This window comes from Mycobacterium sp. SMC-8 (genome assembly GCF_025263565.1).
Classification (GTDB): Bacteria; Actinomycetota; Actinomycetes; order Mycobacteriales; family Mycobacteriaceae; genus Mycobacterium.
The window spans coordinates 3,159,448-3,174,205 of the sequence record NZ_CP079865.1; the positions used below are offsets into that span (position 1 = coordinate 3,159,448).

Consider the following 14,758-nt stretch of genomic DNA (forward strand, 5'->3'; position numbering starts at 1 on the left):
CGCGCTCCGCCGGGCTCACTCCGCGCCGCTCACTCCGCTGGGCGCAGGTGCGTGATGTCTGCGGCCGATACCGTCACCGTCGTGCCGGCGTCGTCGATCAGCAGCCGGCCCGCCTCGTCGATACCCGTTGCCACACCAAGGATTTCGGAGTTGCCCGGCAGCACTGCCCGGACCCGGGTGCCGATGGTCGTGCTGACGTCGCGGTAGTCCGCCGCCAACGTGGCATCGGCGCTGCGCCAGCGCCGCAACTGCGTGTCAAGCTCCTGGAGCACCGCTACCGCGAGCGCGGTCCGGTCGACGTCGTAGCCCAGCATCGTCAGCGACACCGCCTTCGGATCGGGCAGCTCGTCGGCGACCAGACTCACGTTCAACCCGAGACCGATCACGACCACCGGCGTGGACACCTCGGCCAGGATCCCCGCCAGCTTTCCGTCTCCGACCAGAATGTCGTTGGGCCACTTCACCCCTGCGTCAACACCGAACCCGGCCCGCACTGCACGGGCGACCGCCAGTCCGGTCAGCAGGGGCAGCCAACCCCACCGGTCGGGTGCGATGCCCGTGGTGTCCACGCCGACGGACACGGAGATCTGCGAGCGCGCCGGCGCCGACCAGCTGCGGCCGTGACGTCCCCGTCCGGCGGTCTGCAACTCAGCGAAGAGCGCCACCCCGGCGATGTCCTCGCCGGCCGCCGCGCGGGCAATCAGATCGGCGTTGGTGGAGCCGGTCTCCTCGACCACATCGACGCGCCGCCACGCGGTATCCGAAACGGCGGCACGGAGTCGGTCGACATCGAGTGCGGAACGGTCAGCTGCGGGCACGGCGTCGAGGGTAGCCCCGTGCCCGCACCGCGGGATCACCGGTAGTTGAACACCGTCGTGCCGTCGCCGCTGAAGTCGAAGTAGATGGAGGTCAAGCTGAACGGGACGTAGCCGGTGTTGAACTCCACTTCATCGTCGTCCTCGACGATCCCGGGGGTGTTCGCCCTGGTGGTCCGGTAGGAGTACAGCAGCGTCTCGCCGTCCTCGGTGTACACCGAGATCAGCGTTCCCACCGGGATATTCGACGCTCCACCCACTGCGCGGCTGGGGATGTTGCCGAGGATCCCGCCCGAGTCGATCCACCCGTCGACATCGACCGCGTCATTGTCGCCGACCTGGAGTTTGACCGGGGTGTTCGGTGTGCCCTCCAGGGACACGCGCGCTACGTAAGGGTTGGGTCCCAGGATGACTCGGCGTCGACGCTCGTCGATCAGCACGCCCCGGCCGAGCAGGCCGGGAAGCGCGGCCAGGACGTTGACCGATCCCGGGCCGGCCTTGGGCCCGATGCCGAGCACGCCCACGTAGTCGCCGTTGTACTCCGTGAAGTCATACACGGACTCCAGATCGATGATGAGCACCTCGGTCTCGGCCGAATCGATGTCGTCGCCGACCTGAATAGTCGTCTGGTACGGGTGGTAATAGGACTTGACGCTGCCGTCGCCGTAGCTGGCGTAACCTTGCGGGCCGGAGGGTTCACCGATGCCCTCATAGCCGACGTTGCGTGGATCGATCACCAGGCCGTTCGAGCCGCTGTCGAGAAGGACCGGGACCCGCTCTCCACCGTTGACCGAGATGTAGATGACCGGCTCGGTGCGGACCTTCTGGCCGTTGTATTGCATTGTGAGATCCAGGATCTGGTAGACCAGTCCGTTGTCGCGGGCATCGTGCACCAGATCGTTGACGTTGAGGACCGCCTCGCGAGGCCCGAACCAGCCGACGATCGGCATCAGCTTCTCGGCGAGCTCCATCTGGTCCTGCGCGCGGATCGGCCGATACATGCTGTTCTCCAGCCGCATCCGGATGATCGCGTTCGCGAACGGGTTGTTCAACGTGGCGACGAATTGCGCCTGCAGGCGAGAGTGATTCTCCACCCAGCGCTCCAGATTGGTCTGGGCGCCGCCCATCAGCATCTGCGGCAGCATGGCGGCCAGGCCGGCGAAGATGTTGCCGTCGCCCCACGTCGCCGAGCGCAGCTCTTCGCGCGCCTGCGCGAGTTGATCGATGGCAAGGGCAACGGTGTCGTCGTCATCGTCGTCGTCGGGATCCTCGGCGTCTTGAGGATCGTCGGCGTCGTCCTCATCGTCGAGGGCGGTGACCGAGACCAGCGCCTCGGAGTTGAACTGCCGAACACTGGAGGGCACGTAGTGCGGACCGGGCAGGGGCTCGTCGTCGGCATCGTTGGTCTTCGCGGAATCCTCGCCAGCCGCGGAATCCTCGCCAGCCGCGGAGTCCTCGGCGGATCCGGCATCCTCGCTGGCTTCGGCGTCTGGATCCTTGGTATCCGAGTCCCCGGTGTCCAGATCGGCGTCGTCGACTCCTGCGTCCGCGTCAGCGCCGGCACCGTCGTCGCCATCGGCAGAGCGATTTGCGCGGTCGTCGTCCGTGCCGTGCGTGGAACGCGGCGACGTCTCCTGCGTGCCGGAAGCGGACGTGCTTTCGCTGCTGCTTGATCCCGTCTCGTCGGGTGCCGCCTGCGCGACAGCGGGGGCGACCATCAGGATTCCTGCGGCGATTGCGGGGGACGCGACGACCGTGGCCGCCCAGCTACTGAAATTCATGCGCGAAGTAGACCACGAGACGAGCTAAATAACTGACGTGAACGTAGGAGTTCGCGAATCATCCTTTGAGTTACGCATTAGACAAGAAAATCCCTACAGAGAACCCCGGCTCTGGTGGATAAATTCCGGTAGCGCGTGAGCCGCCTAGTGCGCTCCGGCAAAGAGTCCGGAAGCGCTGCCAATTGGTAATCGGGTTAGCTACTCTCTCTCTACCCGGATAGCGAATACGCGCAGGGCAGAAGCGCCGCGAAACGGGGCGAGCCGTTACCGCGGAAGTGCGGTTTCGGCCGGGTCGACCGCCTCCAGCGTTTGCGACCGCGCGGCGTGCTCGGCCGTCGCCCGGTTCAGCGCATCGAAGCCCGCCACGAACGCGACCATGGCGCCCAAGGCCCACAGGTTCCCGAACGCCCACTCCCATGCGGTGGCAGTCGGCGCACTGACCAGCCAATATGCGGCGATGGTGACCAGCAGATAGCCGCTGATGACATAGCACCGGCCCGTCGAGCTGGCGAGCCATCCGGGGTGGCGCCGGTTGTGCAGATGCCACGCCGACAACGCCACGACGATCGCCACTGCGGTGATGGTCGACTCCATGGGTGGCCTCCTGCTGACCGAATTTGCCAGATCTGAAGGCGGCCGGCGCACATTGACAAGGCACGCGAAGTCGAGAACAGCCTGGTGACTACAAACGATAAGGTCAGGGTTACGTGCTCGTCAACAACCGGTAATGAGCGCGAGCGCATTATTGATAGGGCGAATGGTTCGCTATAACGGCACCTCTGCGTCAGATTTCGATCAGAGAGGCTGATGTGGCGGCTGTTGTATTTTCAGAAGCAAAGACGGCCGGTGGCGGGCTCAATGGTCTCCATCGCCACCGCCATCCGCGCGTGCTCCGCGGTGGCGCGGTTGAGCGCGTTGAACCCTGTGACGAACGACATCGCGGCCGCGAGGGCCCACGCGTTGCCCATCGCCCATTCCCACGCGGTGGCGGTGGGCGCGATGGTGAGCCAGTAGGCGGCGACGGCGACCAGGGGGTAGCCGCAGCGGACGAAGAAGCGGCCGTCGGCGCTGGCCTGCCAGCCCGCGTGCCGCCGGTTGTACAGATGCCAGGCGCCCAGCACGACGATGACTGCGATCGCAGCGGTGGTCGACAACATCGGCAGCCTCCTCGCGCTAAGGCTCCTCTGCTGGCTGAAAGGGCCCGACTTAGCCAAAACGGTGCTCGTCCGGCATCACAAAGTATGCGGGCGCATTATGTGAACGGCGTGAGGCTACGGAAACGATATGGTCACAGACTGATGCGGGTCGCCTTCTCGGTTGCACGCCTGCGCTCCATCTGCGTGGCATCCGGGTTTGCCACCAACACCAGCGACGCGCCGACGACGTACAACGCAAGTAACCGCTCGACGATGTCGTCGGCGGTCTGCCACTGGGCCGCCGACAGCACCCGGTCGTCCCCGGTGAGCCCCTGCGCCTGCGCCGACGCACGCGCCGCGGCCAGCACGTCATCCGCCGACCGTCCCTCCAGGGCGGCGCCGGGGCTGCGTTCCGGCACGATCTGATCGCCGTGCACCCGCACCGCCGTCGCATAGTCGGTCAGGCCGACCGGCAAATCCGGCACCGGCTTGCCGAACGGGTCCAGCGACAACACCGCCACCTCGCCCATGCCGACGCAGGCGTCCGCGTCTTCGATCCGGTCGGCCGTGCACAGCGCGAGGTCGGCGTCTCCGCTCAACACCACTTCGGCGCCGATCCACCAGATGCCGAACAGCACCGCCGTGGTCTGCCAGTGCGCGGGCAGCAGCACTGCAACCCGACTGCCCGGCGCCGCACCGAGCTCGTCGCGCAGCAGGTTTGCGGTCTTGGCCGCCCAATTGGCCAGCGTCGCGGTGGAGAGTTCGATGCGTTCGCCGGTCGCGTCGTCGTAATAGGTGATTCGCGGACCGGCCGGGTTGGCGGCCATCAGCGGATCCAGAATCGCGGAGCCGAGATTCGTCATGTCAGTTGACGCACGCCGGGTCGCTGGAACCGGCCGTCAGGATCGGCGACGGCGCCGGCACCGCCTCGCCCGCGCCGGTCAGCATCCCCGAAGCCGACGGGTCGCCGCTCATCAGCGTCACGTCGCTGCCGTCCAGGCCGGCGCCGGGACCGGTGTAGTCGTCCGACAGCACCACCCGTACCGTGCCCGGCGGCACATCGGCGTTCTGCGCCACCGGCAACCCGCCCAGATCCTTTGCGACTGCCTGCGCGCCGAGATCGTCGATCTCGGCGGCCTGCACCTCGGTCCGGGACACCCGCGCGCCCTCGTTGTTGCCGACCTGCCCCTCTTGGAAGCCCTTGCCGGACAACACATGTGCCACCGCCGCCGCCAGACCGTTGATGTCGGTGTCGTTGAGGACCTCGACGGTGGTCTTGTCGTTGCTGTAGGTCAGCTCCTCGGTCTTGCCCTCGTCCTGGTCGTGCAGCAGGCTCGTCACGAATTCCTTGACCGCGGACGGGTCGACGCGGACCACGCTTTGCATGCCGTCGTCGCTCCAGCCCGCCTCTTCGATGATCGGGATGGTCGCGAACGCGACGTTGCCGCCGGCCAGCTTCTGCAGCTGCTCGACGAAATCCATGATGTCCCAGCCGTCGGAGAGCACCACCGAGCGCTGCACCGCATCCTGCAGGTTGTTCAGCGTGGTCGGGCTCGACAGCGTCTTCGACGAGATCACCTCGTGTGCCATCGACGCCATCACCGCTTGCTGTCGTGCCACCCGATCCAGGTCGCCGCGCGGCAGGTCGTGGCGCTGACGCACGAAGCTCAGGGCCTGCGCACCGTTGAGCTTCTGCCAACCGGCGGGGAAGTCGGCACCCGAAAGTGGTTCCCAGACAGGCGCGTTGAGGCAGACGTTGACGCCACCGAGCGCATCGGTGATCAACGCGAAGCCCAGCAGCCCGATCTCGGCGTAGTGGTCGACGGTGACGCCGGTCAGGTTCGCGACCGTCTTGATCAGCTGCTCACGCCCGGCCGCGGTGGCCTCCGGCTCGGCGACGCTCGGATCCACGCCCTGCTCCTCGACGAGCTCCTTCATCTGCTCCAGGTGCACCGAGCCGTACACGCCGTTGATCTTCATCTTCCCGATGCCGGGGGACTCGACATAGGAGTCGCGCGGGATCGAGATCGCCGTCGCGGACTTCCCGTTGTTCGGAATGCGGATCAGGATGATCGTGTCGGTGTTGGTGGATACCTCGTCGCCGGCGCGCAGCATGGCGCGTTCCTCGTCGCTCAACGGGTTGCCGTGCGCGTCGGTGCGGCTGTCGGAGCCGACGAGCAGGATGTCGATCGCACCGTCCTCGCCGCCGTCGCCGAGCGCGACGGGATTGATGTGGTTGATGCCCGACTCGAACGAGCGGATCTTGCCCCACGCGACGCCGGTGCCGATGACGACGATGACTGCCACGGCCACGGATATGGCACGGATGAGGTGAGCAGCAGGCATTTGTCCAGGCTACTGGCGAGCGGGCCGCATTCCGCGCAGCTGGAACCGGCGTGCCAAACTCGTGACGTGAGCGCCCGAATCGTGATCTCCGGAGCCGGCGGCCTGGTCGGGCGCGTGTTGGCAGGTCAGGCGCGCCGGGCCGGCCGCGAGGTGGCGGCGCTCACATCCGCCGAATGGGACATCACCGACGCAGCCGCCGCCGAGCGTGTCATCGCGACCGGCGATGTCGTCGTCAACTGCGCGGCGTTCACCAACGTCGACGCCGCCGAGGCCGAACCCGAGCGCGCCCACGCCGTCAACGCCGTCGGCGCCGGGAACGTCGCGCGGGCCTGTGCCCAGGTCGGGGCGTCGCTGATCCACCTGTCCACCGACTACGTGTTCAGCGGCGATTTCGGTGGCTCAGCACCCCGCCCCTACGACGTCGACGACGCGACCGGCCCGCTGTCGGTGTACGGACGCACCAAGCTCGCCGGTGAACAGCAGGTACTGGCCGCGCTTCCCGACGCGCACGTGGTCCGCACCGCCTGGATCTACGAAGGCGCCGACGGCCCGGATTTCGCGGCGGTGATGCGCCGGGCGGCCCTGGGCGACGGCACCGTCGACGTCGTCGCCGACCAGATCGGGTCCCCGACCTACGTGGGGGACCTGTGCGAGGCGCTGCTGCAGATCGCCGACGGCGCGATCCGGGCGCCGGTGCTGCACGCCGCGAACGCCGGCGCGGCCAGCCGCTTCGAGCAGGCCCAGGCCGTCTTCGCCGGGCTCGGTGCGGATCCGTCGCGGGTGCGGCCGGTCAGCAGCGACCAGCATCCCCGCCCTGCTCCGCGCCCGGCCTACTCGGCGCTGTCCGCGGTGAAGTCGGCCGCGGCCGGACTGACTCCGCTGCGGCCCTGGCGCGACGCGTTGGCCGCGGCGCTGGCCCGGTAGTTACTCTCTACGCCGTGGAACCGGTGGTGCGTGCGTGAGCGACGAACTCTTTGTCGTGACGGTGACGTACTCGCCCGGCCCGCACCTGGACCGGTTCCTGGCCACGCTGACCCATGCCACCGACCGGCCGGTGACGGTGATCATGGCCGACAACGGCTCGACCGACGGCACCCCCGAAGAGGCCGTCGAGCGCTACCCGAACGTCAAGCTGTACCGGACCGGCGCCAACCTCGGGTACGGCACCGCGGTCAACCGCGCCGTCGCCGAGTACGGGCTGACCTCGTGCTCGGATCTCTTCATCGTCGCCAACCCCGACGTGCAGTGGGGACCGCACAGCATCGACGCGCTGCTGGAGGCCGCCGCGCGCCGGCCGCGGGCCGGGAGTCTGGGCCCGTTGATCCGCGACCCCGACGGCGCGGTGTATCCGTCGGCGCGGCACCTGCCGTCGGTGATCCGAGGCGGCATGCACGCCGTCGTCGGACCGGTGTGGCCGTCCAATCCGTGGACCGCGGCTTACCGTCAGGACCACGCAGAGCCCAGTGAACGGGCCGTCGGCTGGCTGTCGGGATCGTGTCTGCTGCTGCGCAGTTCGGCGTTTGCGGAGATCAACGGCTTCGACGAGCGCTACTTCATGTACATGGAAGACGTCGACCTCGGAGACCGGCTGGGCCGGGCGGGCTGGCAGAACGTGTACGTGCCGTCGGCGGAGGTGCTGCACGCCAAGGGGCACGCCACCGGCCGTGATCCCGCCCGCAACCTGGCCGCCCATCACGTCAGCACCTACACTTTTCTCGCCGATCGGTACCCGAAGTGGTGGCAAGCGCCGCTACGCTGGGCTTTTCGGGGGGCGTTGGGGGCGCGGGCGAGCCTGGTCGTGCGCAATTCTCGCCGGAAGTCTCGTGGGTCGTGAACGGGGATACGAGAAAGGGCGTCGCTGATGGTCAATCCTGCCGAGGTTGATGCGGTCGTGCTGGTCGGTGGCATGGGCACACGCCTGCGCCCGCTGACGTTGTCGGCGCCCAAGCCGATGCTGCCCACCGCGGGGCTGCCATTCCTGACCCACCTGCTGTCGCGGATCGCCGACGCCGGCATTGAGCACGTGGTGATGGGCACGTCGTACAAGGCAGGCGTGTTCGAATCGGAGTTCGGCGACGGGTCCAAGCTCGGTCTGCAGATCGACTACGTGGTCGAGGACGAACCGCTGGGAACCGGTGGCGGCATCGCCAACGTCGCGTCGAAGCTGCGTTACGACACCGCGGTGGTGTTCAACGGCGACGTGCTGTCGGGGTGCGACCTCGGCGCGCTGCTGGATTCGCACGCCTCCCGCGACGCGGACGTCACGCTGCACCTGGTGCGCGTCGGTGACCCGCGCGCGTTCGGTTGTGTGCCAACCGATTCCGACGGTGTGGTGACGGCTTTTCTGGAGAAGACCCAGGATCCGCCGACCGACCAGATCAACGCGGGCTGCTACGTGTTCAAGCGGCCGGTGATCGAGGCGATCCCGAAAGGCCGTGCGCTGTCGGTGGAACGGGAGACCTTCCCGCAGCTGCTGTCGGACGGGCTGCGGGTGTGCGGCTACGTCGACGCCAGCTACTGGCGTGACATGGGCACGCCGGAGGATTTTGTGCGCGGCTCGGCGGACCTGGTGCGCGGGATCGCGCCCTCACCCGCGCTGAAGGGCCATCGGGGGGAAAGCCTTGTGCACGACGGTGCTTCGGTGGCCCCGGGAGCGCTGTTGATCGGCGGCACGGTGGTCGGGCGCGGCGCGGAGGTCGCCGGCGGTGCCCGGCTCGACGGGGCGGTGATCTTCGACGGCGTGAAAGTCGGTGCGGGAGCGGTGATCGAGCGGTCGATCATCGGCTTCGGTGCGCACATCGGGCCGCGGGCGTTGATCCGCGACGGCGTGATCGGCGACGGCGCGGACATCGGCGCACGCTGCGAGCTGCTGCGCGGCGCGCGGGTGTGGCCGGGCATCTCGATTCCCGACGGCGGCATCCGCTTCTCCACTGACATCTGAAGTTGGCCGCCGCGCTGTGTGCCGCGCGCTCGGGTTTTCGCGAAAGCGCCACCACGGTAGCTCGCGGGCCGCGCACGCTACCGTGGTGGCGGTTTCGCGACGCGCCTGTGGATAACTCAGTCGCGCGGGCGCCAATTGTCGGTGGCGTCGCGCAAGTTCGGCCCATGGGCAATGTCATCCTCGGCACCGAAGCAATTGCGGCCGGTCTGGTCACACCGGGTCAGCTCAGATACGGATATCGTCGGCTCTATCCCGACGTGTATGTGCAGCGGGCGCAGGCGAAAAGCCTGACAGACGACGCCATGGGTGCGTGGCTGTGGTCGGGACGACGCGGCATCGTCACCGGCAGGGCAGCGGCGGCACTTCACGGAGCACGGTGGGTGAGTAACGACGCGCCGGTCGAACTGGTCTACGACTGCAGACGCCGGCCGGCCGGAATCATCGCGCGCAACGAACGAATCGACTGGGACGAAATCGATGAATCCGGTGCCCTCAACCTCGCCACCGTTGCGCGCACGGCATTCGATCTCGGTAGGCATCTGCCGCTGAACAGGGCCGTCGCGCACCTGGATGCTCTCGCCAACGCGACAGGTTTGACGCCGGAAATGGTCAAGCCTTTGGTCGATCGCTACAGCGGCGCGCGGGGGATGAAAACGTTGCGCAAAGCCCTCGAGCTGATGGACGGCGGCGCGGAATCTCCGAAAGAGACATGGCTGCGGTTGCTGTTGATGCAGGGGTTCCCGCGACCTGAGACACAGATTCCGCTGGTGGACGAGTGGGGAGTGCCTACCATTCGCCTCGATATGGGCTGGGAGGTCGAGAAAATCGCCGTCGAGTACGACGGTGCCCATCATCAAGAGGACAGGGTGCAATACGTCCGGGATGAGAAACGTCTTCGATTGATCCACGCTCAAGGCTGGCTCTACATCAAGGTCATCAAAGAGGACAAGCCTGCGGAGATCATGGCACGCGTTCGCCGGGCGTGGGCCCTTCGCGAAACCGCCTCCACGGTAGCGACGCGGGCGTCGTGACTACCGTGGTGGCGGTTTCGCGAGATGCTCGGGGAACGGGGGCGAGGCTGCTGCCGCGGCGGCGGCGAGCTGGGTGAGGCCGAAGTCGCAGTCTTGCGGCAGCGCCTCCAGCGGCCACCACCTCAGGTCCAGCGACTCGTCGCTGCGCACCGGCTGCGCTCCCGCGGGTGCGCGCACCACGAACTGCACGTCGAGGTGACGCGTCGGCACGCCCAGCGAGCATGTCACCGGATGCACATGCAGCGCAGCGGGTTCCGGCGCGATGGTCAACCCGTCGATACCGGACTCCTCGGTCGCCTCGCGCAGCGCCGCCGCGACGATCGTCTGGTCGTCGGGCTCGCAGTGACCACCGAGCTGCAACCACCGCCCGATCCGCGGGTGCAGCGTCAGCAGCGCGTGCCGTCCGCTGTGGTCGATCACCAGCGCCGAGCCCGTCACGTGCCCCGGCACGCACTCCCGCAGGCAACCGTCGGCCCGCGCCGCCAAGAACGCCAGCACCGCATGCCGCAGCGAGTCCTGAGCGTGGTCAGGCGGATTCCACGCGGTCAGCACATCGACAGTCGACTGATGCAGGCTCATCGGCGCACCAGCAGCGTATCGGTGGACACCGGCGGGCGTGGCGTCAACGGCTCGACGGGATAGCCGATGGCGATGGCGCCCAACGGTTCCCAATCGTCGGGCAGGTCCAGATCGGCGCGCACCAGGTCGGGGGCGAAGATCGTCGACCCGATCCAGCAGCTGCCCACCGACCGCGCAGCCAGCGCGACCAGCAGACCCTGCACCGCCGCACCGGCCGCGACGGTGAACATCGTGTGTTCGGCCGCGGTGCGCCGCGCATCGGGGTAGGTGTGCGCGCCGTCGGGAACCATGAACGGAATCACCAACTCCGGCGCGTCGTAGAGGATCTGCCCGCGACCGACCCGACGCGCGACAGCGTCCGGGTCACGGCCGTCGCCGAGCAGATCGGCGCGCCAGCGCTCCTTCATGTTGTCGAGCAGCCGCTCCCGCGCCGTGGCGTCGCGCACCCACACAAAGCGCACCGGCCGCGTGTGATGAGGCGCCGGTGCCGTCAGCGCCTCCGCGACGGAGGCCTCGATCAGTTCCCCGGGCACCGGCTGATCGCTGAACGATCGCACCGAGCGGCGCAGCAACTGCGCCTGCGAGCGACCCAGCGCCAGCGCCTCCTCGGTGCCCAGCCAGAACAGGTCCTCCTCGCCGGCACGCACCAGCTTGCGCGCCGAGGACCCGTCGTCGCGCAGCGTCAGCCCCCGCACGACCGCGACCGGCACACCGGTCAGCTTGCCCTTGACCAGATCCGCGGCGGCGGCGATCTCGTCGGCGACCGCGATCTCGGTGACGATCAGCTCGTTGCCGTGCTGATCGTGTTCCCCGGCATAGGCGTGCAGCACCTCCAGCCCCGCGGCGCCGATCGCGACGTCGGTCTGTCCGGTGCGCCACGCCCGCCCCATGGTGTCGGTGACGACGACGCCGACCTGCACTCCGAGCCGCTCGTGCAGCGCCGCCACCAACGCCGCAGCGCTGCCGTCGGGATCGACGGGCAGCAGGGCCAATTCGTTGGAGTCGACGTTGGAGCCGTCCACACCGGCGGCGGCCTGCACCAGACCGAGGGCGTTCTCGGTGATCAGCGTGCGCCCCTTGCGGGCCAGAACCCGCACCGCCTCGTCGTCGATCAGTTTGCGGCGCAGCGCATCCCGCTCCTGGGGGTCCGACGGGGCGGCGACCATCCGGCCCTCGGTCTTGGACAGCACCTTGCTGGTGACGACGAGCACATCGTCGTCCTGCAGCCACGGCGCGGCCCCGGCGATGGCCCCGGCCAGATCGTCCCCGGGCCGGAACTCCGGAAGCCCCGGTACCGGCAGCAGTTCCACCCGTGCCGACGTGCCGTGGTCGTTCACCAGGACACCCCGGCCAGTTCGATTCCGGCGCGGACCATCTCGGCGGTTGCGGCCGGATCGGTCATCAGCAGCGGAACCGACCGCACCTGCACGCCGTCGACCGACGCGGGGTCGCCGGTGTGCACCAGCCAGCCGTCCAGGATGCCCGTCGAGGAACGGGCACCGAAGTGATTGCCGACGGCCTCAGAGGTGCTGGGCACCCCGATCACGTTCAGGCACGCGTCGGCCATGCCGCGCAACGGCTTCCCGGCGATGATGGGGGAGTAGCCGATCACCGGCGCCTTGGTCGAGCGCAGCGCGCCGCGGATGCCGCCGATCGCGAGGATGGCGCCGACGCTGACCACCGGGTTCGACGGCGCGATCAGCACGATGTCGGCGTTCTCGATCGCCTCGGTGACACCGGGCGCGGCCGTGGCCTTGTCGGAACCGACGAATGCGAAGCTCTCGGTGGGGATCTGGGCGCGGTAGCGCACCCACCACTCCTGAAAGTGGATGGCGCGCTTCTCGCCGGCCGAATCGCCGGGCCCGGGATCGGTGACCACGACATGGGTTTCGCTGCGGTCGTCGCTGGCGGGCATCAACAGCGCACCCGGCGACCACCGCCGGCACAGGGCCCGGGTGACGTCGGAGAGCGGGTAGCCGGCCCGCAGCATCTGGCTGCGCACCAGGTGGGTGGCCAGGTCGCGGTCGCCGAGGCCGAACCAATCCGGCTGCACGCCGTAGGCGGCGAGTTCTTCCTTGGCGTTCCAGGTTTCGTTCTTGTGGCCCCAGCCCCGCTCGGGGTCGATGCCGCCGCCGAGGGTGTACATGCACGTGTCGAGATCCGGGCAGATGCGCACGCCGAACATCCACGCGTCGTCGCCGACATTCACCACAGCAGTCACTTCATGCTCATTGGTATCGTGAGTGCCGAACTGCCCCAACCCCAATAGATGTTGGACGCCGAGCAAGAACCGTGCACCACCGACGCCACCGACCAGAACCGTGACCTTCACAACGATCGAGACTAGGCCGTCAGAGCCGCGAACTGCGCCTCGGGCGGAACGTGATAGACACGCCACAGCGCGACGCGCCGTAAACAAGTCACGGAATGGTATGAATTCCTGTTCTAGCGCTTGACCGGGGCAGCTAACGCGTGTGTAATCACACCAGTGTCATTTCGCGGTTCTCCGGCCGGTTCCGGTGTCGCAGACCGAGATTCGATCACTTGTTCGAATTGGGATGGCCGCACGTTCGGCAGTGGGGCCGGCATATACGGATCTACGAGACCTGTGGAGGAGGGGAACATGGCATTTGAACAGGCCGATTTCGGTGATTTGATTCGGTTCGACAACAGGCTCCTCGGCTCGGTGGGAAGTGCGCCGCACATCCAGACCGGACCGACACCGAGCGGAGCCAACGGGCGGCCGCAGCTGAGTCTGGTGCCCGATCATTCGGATTTCTTCAGCGAAGACTCCGAGCTGCCTGAAGAGGATCAGTGGCAGGAGCGCGCCCTGTGCGCCCAGACCGATCCCGAGGCGTTCTTCCCGGAGAAGGGCGGCTCCACCCGCGAAGCCAAGCGCATCTGCCAGGGCTGCGAGGTCAAGGACGCGTGCCTGGAGTACGCACTGGCCAACGACGAGCGCTTCGGTATCTGGGGCGGTCTGTCCGAGCGTGAGCGCCGGCGCCTCAAGCGCGGCATCATCTGATCTTCGAGCGCGCCCCGCGCGTTCACCCGCCGTCAGCCGTCGTCCAGGGTCGGGTCGATGACGGACGGTTCCACCCCCAGGTAGGTGGCGACCTGCGCCACCAGCAATTCATGCAGCAGCTCGGTCAGCTCGTCGGTGTCTTTAGCCCGACGCTCGATCGGCTTGCGGAACAACACAATTCGGGCGCGAGTGGAGTTACCTCGGACGTCCACCCCCGCAGGGATCAGCCGGGCCAGTGCGATCGGGCCGTCGGCGACCACCTCCGGTGGCCACTGCACACTGTCAGGGTCTTTGGGCGCGATGCGCGGGATCTCGTCGACCGCCACGTCGAGCGTCGACACCCGGTCATGCCAGCGCCGCTCGATCGGCTCGTATGCCTCCAGCACCGCCATGTCGAAGCGTTCGGCGCGGCTGCGCCACCCCGGAACGGTCGGGGGTAGCAACGGCCCGCGCATCTCCCGGCCCCGCCGCGACCCGCGATGAAGGCGCCTCGTCACGAAAAAGATCGTAACGGTTGGGCTTCGGCCGCCCGGCGGCTGCGCGTGTCCGCCGCAACCCGGACGACGTCGCAGGATAACCTTCCGCTGTGAATGTTCCCCGTCGCTGCTGCCGGCCTGGGTGCCCGCACTATGCGGTCGCGACGCTCACCTTCGTCTATTCGGACTCGACTGCTGTCGTCGGCCCGCTGGCCACCGTGTCCGAACCGCACTCGTGGGATCTGTGCGTCCTGCATGCCGGCCGGATCACCGCGCCCCGTGGCTGGGAGCTGGTCCGTCATGCCGGGCCGCTGCCGTCGCATCCCGACGACGACGATCTGGTGGCGTTGGCAGACGCGGTCCGAGAAGGCCGTGAGGCGACCGCGCCCGCCGCGGGCTTCACCCACGGGTTCAGCGACCCGGTCAGCGGTGTGCACGGGGGCGCGCTGATGGCCCCGCCTGCCCGGCGCCCCGAGACCAACGGACGCCGGCGCGGCCACCTGCGCGTACTGCCGGATCCAACGGACTAGGCCCTACCGCGAGGGCGATTCATCCGTGGGTGAGTCGCCGTGAGGAACGCCCGCGACGGCTAGGCTGATCACTACCAGTCTCTTCGTCCCAAGGAGCT

General features: G+C 68.1%; 16 protein-coding genes. 6 read left to right on the top strand and 10 right to left on the bottom strand.

Translation table 11 applies throughout. From position 1 onward, the window contains the following. Positions 1-29 precede the first annotated feature (29 nt). From KXD97_RS15345 to KXD97_RS15370, 6 genes are all read right to left on the bottom strand, one after another. The gene (locus KXD97_RS15345; protein ID WP_260757699.1) at positions 30-818 is read right to left on the bottom strand and encodes a biotin--[acetyl-CoA-carboxylase] ligase; all 789 of its coding nucleotides are present in this window, start codon (positions 816-818) and stop codon (positions 30-32) included. A gap of 35 nt (positions 819-853) precedes the next feature. Then, positions 854-2,596 (bottom strand): PecA family PE domain-processing aspartic protease, encoded by a 1,743-nt coding sequence (locus KXD97_RS15350; protein WP_260757700.1) that lies wholly within the window; start codon positions 2,594-2,596, stop codon positions 854-856. 264 nt (positions 2,597-2,860) lie between these two features. Beyond that, complete coding sequence (locus tag KXD97_RS15355) at positions 2,861-3,190, bottom strand: hypothetical protein (RefSeq protein WP_260757701.1); 330 nt, start codon at positions 3,188-3,190, stop codon at positions 2,861-2,863. Positions 3,191-3,423: 233 nt separating this feature from the next. Further along, positions 3,424-3,753 carry a hypothetical protein gene (locus KXD97_RS15360; protein WP_260757702.1) on the bottom strand — a complete coding sequence of 110 codons (330 nt, stop codon included), beginning with the start codon at positions 3,751-3,753 and terminating at the stop codon, positions 3,424-3,426. 131 nt (positions 3,754-3,884) lie between these two features. Beyond that, the gene (locus tag KXD97_RS15365; protein ID WP_260757703.1) at positions 3,885-4,595 is read right to left on the bottom strand and encodes a TIGR03089 family protein; all 711 of its coding nucleotides are present in this window, start codon (positions 4,593-4,595) and stop codon (positions 3,885-3,887) included. 1 nt (position 4,596) lies between these two features. Then, positions 4,597-6,078: an LCP family protein gene (locus KXD97_RS15370; protein WP_260757704.1), complete on the bottom strand. Its 1,482-nt coding sequence runs from the start codon at positions 6,076-6,078 to the stop codon at positions 4,597-4,599. Between the two features lie 66 nt (positions 6,079-6,144). Here KXD97_RS15370 and rfbD point away from each other — a divergent pair, with 66 nt between their 5' ends. The 4 genes from rfbD (at position 6,145) to KXD97_RS15390 (ending at position 10,050) form a co-directional block, all read left to right on the top strand. Then, on the top strand, positions 6,145-7,002 hold the full coding sequence (rfbD, locus tag KXD97_RS15375) for a dTDP-4-dehydrorhamnose reductase (RefSeq protein WP_260757705.1): 858 nt from the start codon (positions 6,145-6,147) through the stop codon (positions 7,000-7,002). Positions 7,003-7,036: 34 nt separating this feature from the next. Then, complete coding sequence (locus KXD97_RS15380) at positions 7,037-7,912, top strand: glycosyltransferase family 2 protein (protein WP_260757706.1); 876 nt, start codon at positions 7,037-7,039, stop codon at positions 7,910-7,912. Positions 7,913-7,939: 27 nt separating this feature from the next. Further along, complete coding sequence (locus tag KXD97_RS15385) at positions 7,940-9,019, top strand: NDP-sugar synthase (protein WP_260757707.1); 1,080 nt, start codon at positions 7,940-7,942, stop codon at positions 9,017-9,019. A gap of 164 nt (positions 9,020-9,183) precedes the next feature. Further along, positions 9,184-10,050, top strand: coding sequence for a hypothetical protein (locus tag KXD97_RS15390; protein ID WP_260757988.1), 867 nt, complete (start codon positions 9,184-9,186; stop codon positions 10,048-10,050). On the opposite strand, the gene KXD97_RS15395 is transcribed toward KXD97_RS15390, so the two are convergent. From KXD97_RS15395 to cofD, 3 genes are read right to left on the bottom strand one after another with little or no spacing between them, the layout of a single operon-like run. Then, positions 10,051-10,629, bottom strand: coding sequence for an NUDIX hydrolase (locus KXD97_RS15395; protein WP_260757708.1), 579 nt, complete (start codon positions 10,627-10,629; stop codon positions 10,051-10,053). Beyond that, complete coding sequence (locus KXD97_RS15400; RefSeq protein WP_260757709.1) at positions 10,626-11,966, bottom strand: coenzyme F420-0:L-glutamate ligase; 1,341 nt, start codon at positions 11,964-11,966, stop codon at positions 10,626-10,628. The genes KXD97_RS15395 and KXD97_RS15400 overlap by 4 nt, the downstream gene beginning before the upstream one ends. After that, positions 11,963-12,961, bottom strand: a complete 999-nt coding sequence (cofD, locus tag KXD97_RS15405; protein ID WP_260757710.1) for a 2-phospho-L-lactate transferase — start codon at positions 12,959-12,961, stop codon at positions 11,963-11,965. The genes KXD97_RS15400 and cofD overlap by 4 nt, the downstream gene beginning before the upstream one ends. Before the next feature lie 423 nt (positions 12,962-13,384). On the opposite strand from cofD, the gene KXD97_RS15410 reads away from it, so the two are divergent. Beyond that, on the top strand, positions 13,385-13,654 hold the full coding sequence (locus tag KXD97_RS15410) for a WhiB family transcriptional regulator (protein WP_260757989.1): 270 nt from the start codon (positions 13,385-13,387) through the stop codon (positions 13,652-13,654). Between the two features lie 32 nt (positions 13,655-13,686). Here KXD97_RS15410 and KXD97_RS15415 read toward each other — a convergent pair whose 3' ends face one another. Then, positions 13,687-14,109 carry a metallopeptidase family protein gene (locus tag KXD97_RS15415; RefSeq protein ID WP_260757990.1) on the bottom strand — a complete coding sequence of 141 codons (423 nt, stop codon included), beginning with the start codon at positions 14,107-14,109 and terminating at the stop codon, positions 13,687-13,689. Positions 14,110-14,240: 131 nt separating this feature from the next. Here KXD97_RS15415 and KXD97_RS15420 point away from each other — a divergent pair, with 131 nt between their 5' ends. Next, positions 14,241-14,660 (top strand): DUF3499 domain-containing protein, encoded by a 420-nt coding sequence (locus KXD97_RS15420; protein WP_260757711.1) that lies wholly within the window; start codon positions 14,241-14,243, stop codon positions 14,658-14,660. Positions 14,661-14,758 lie beyond the last annotated feature (98 nt).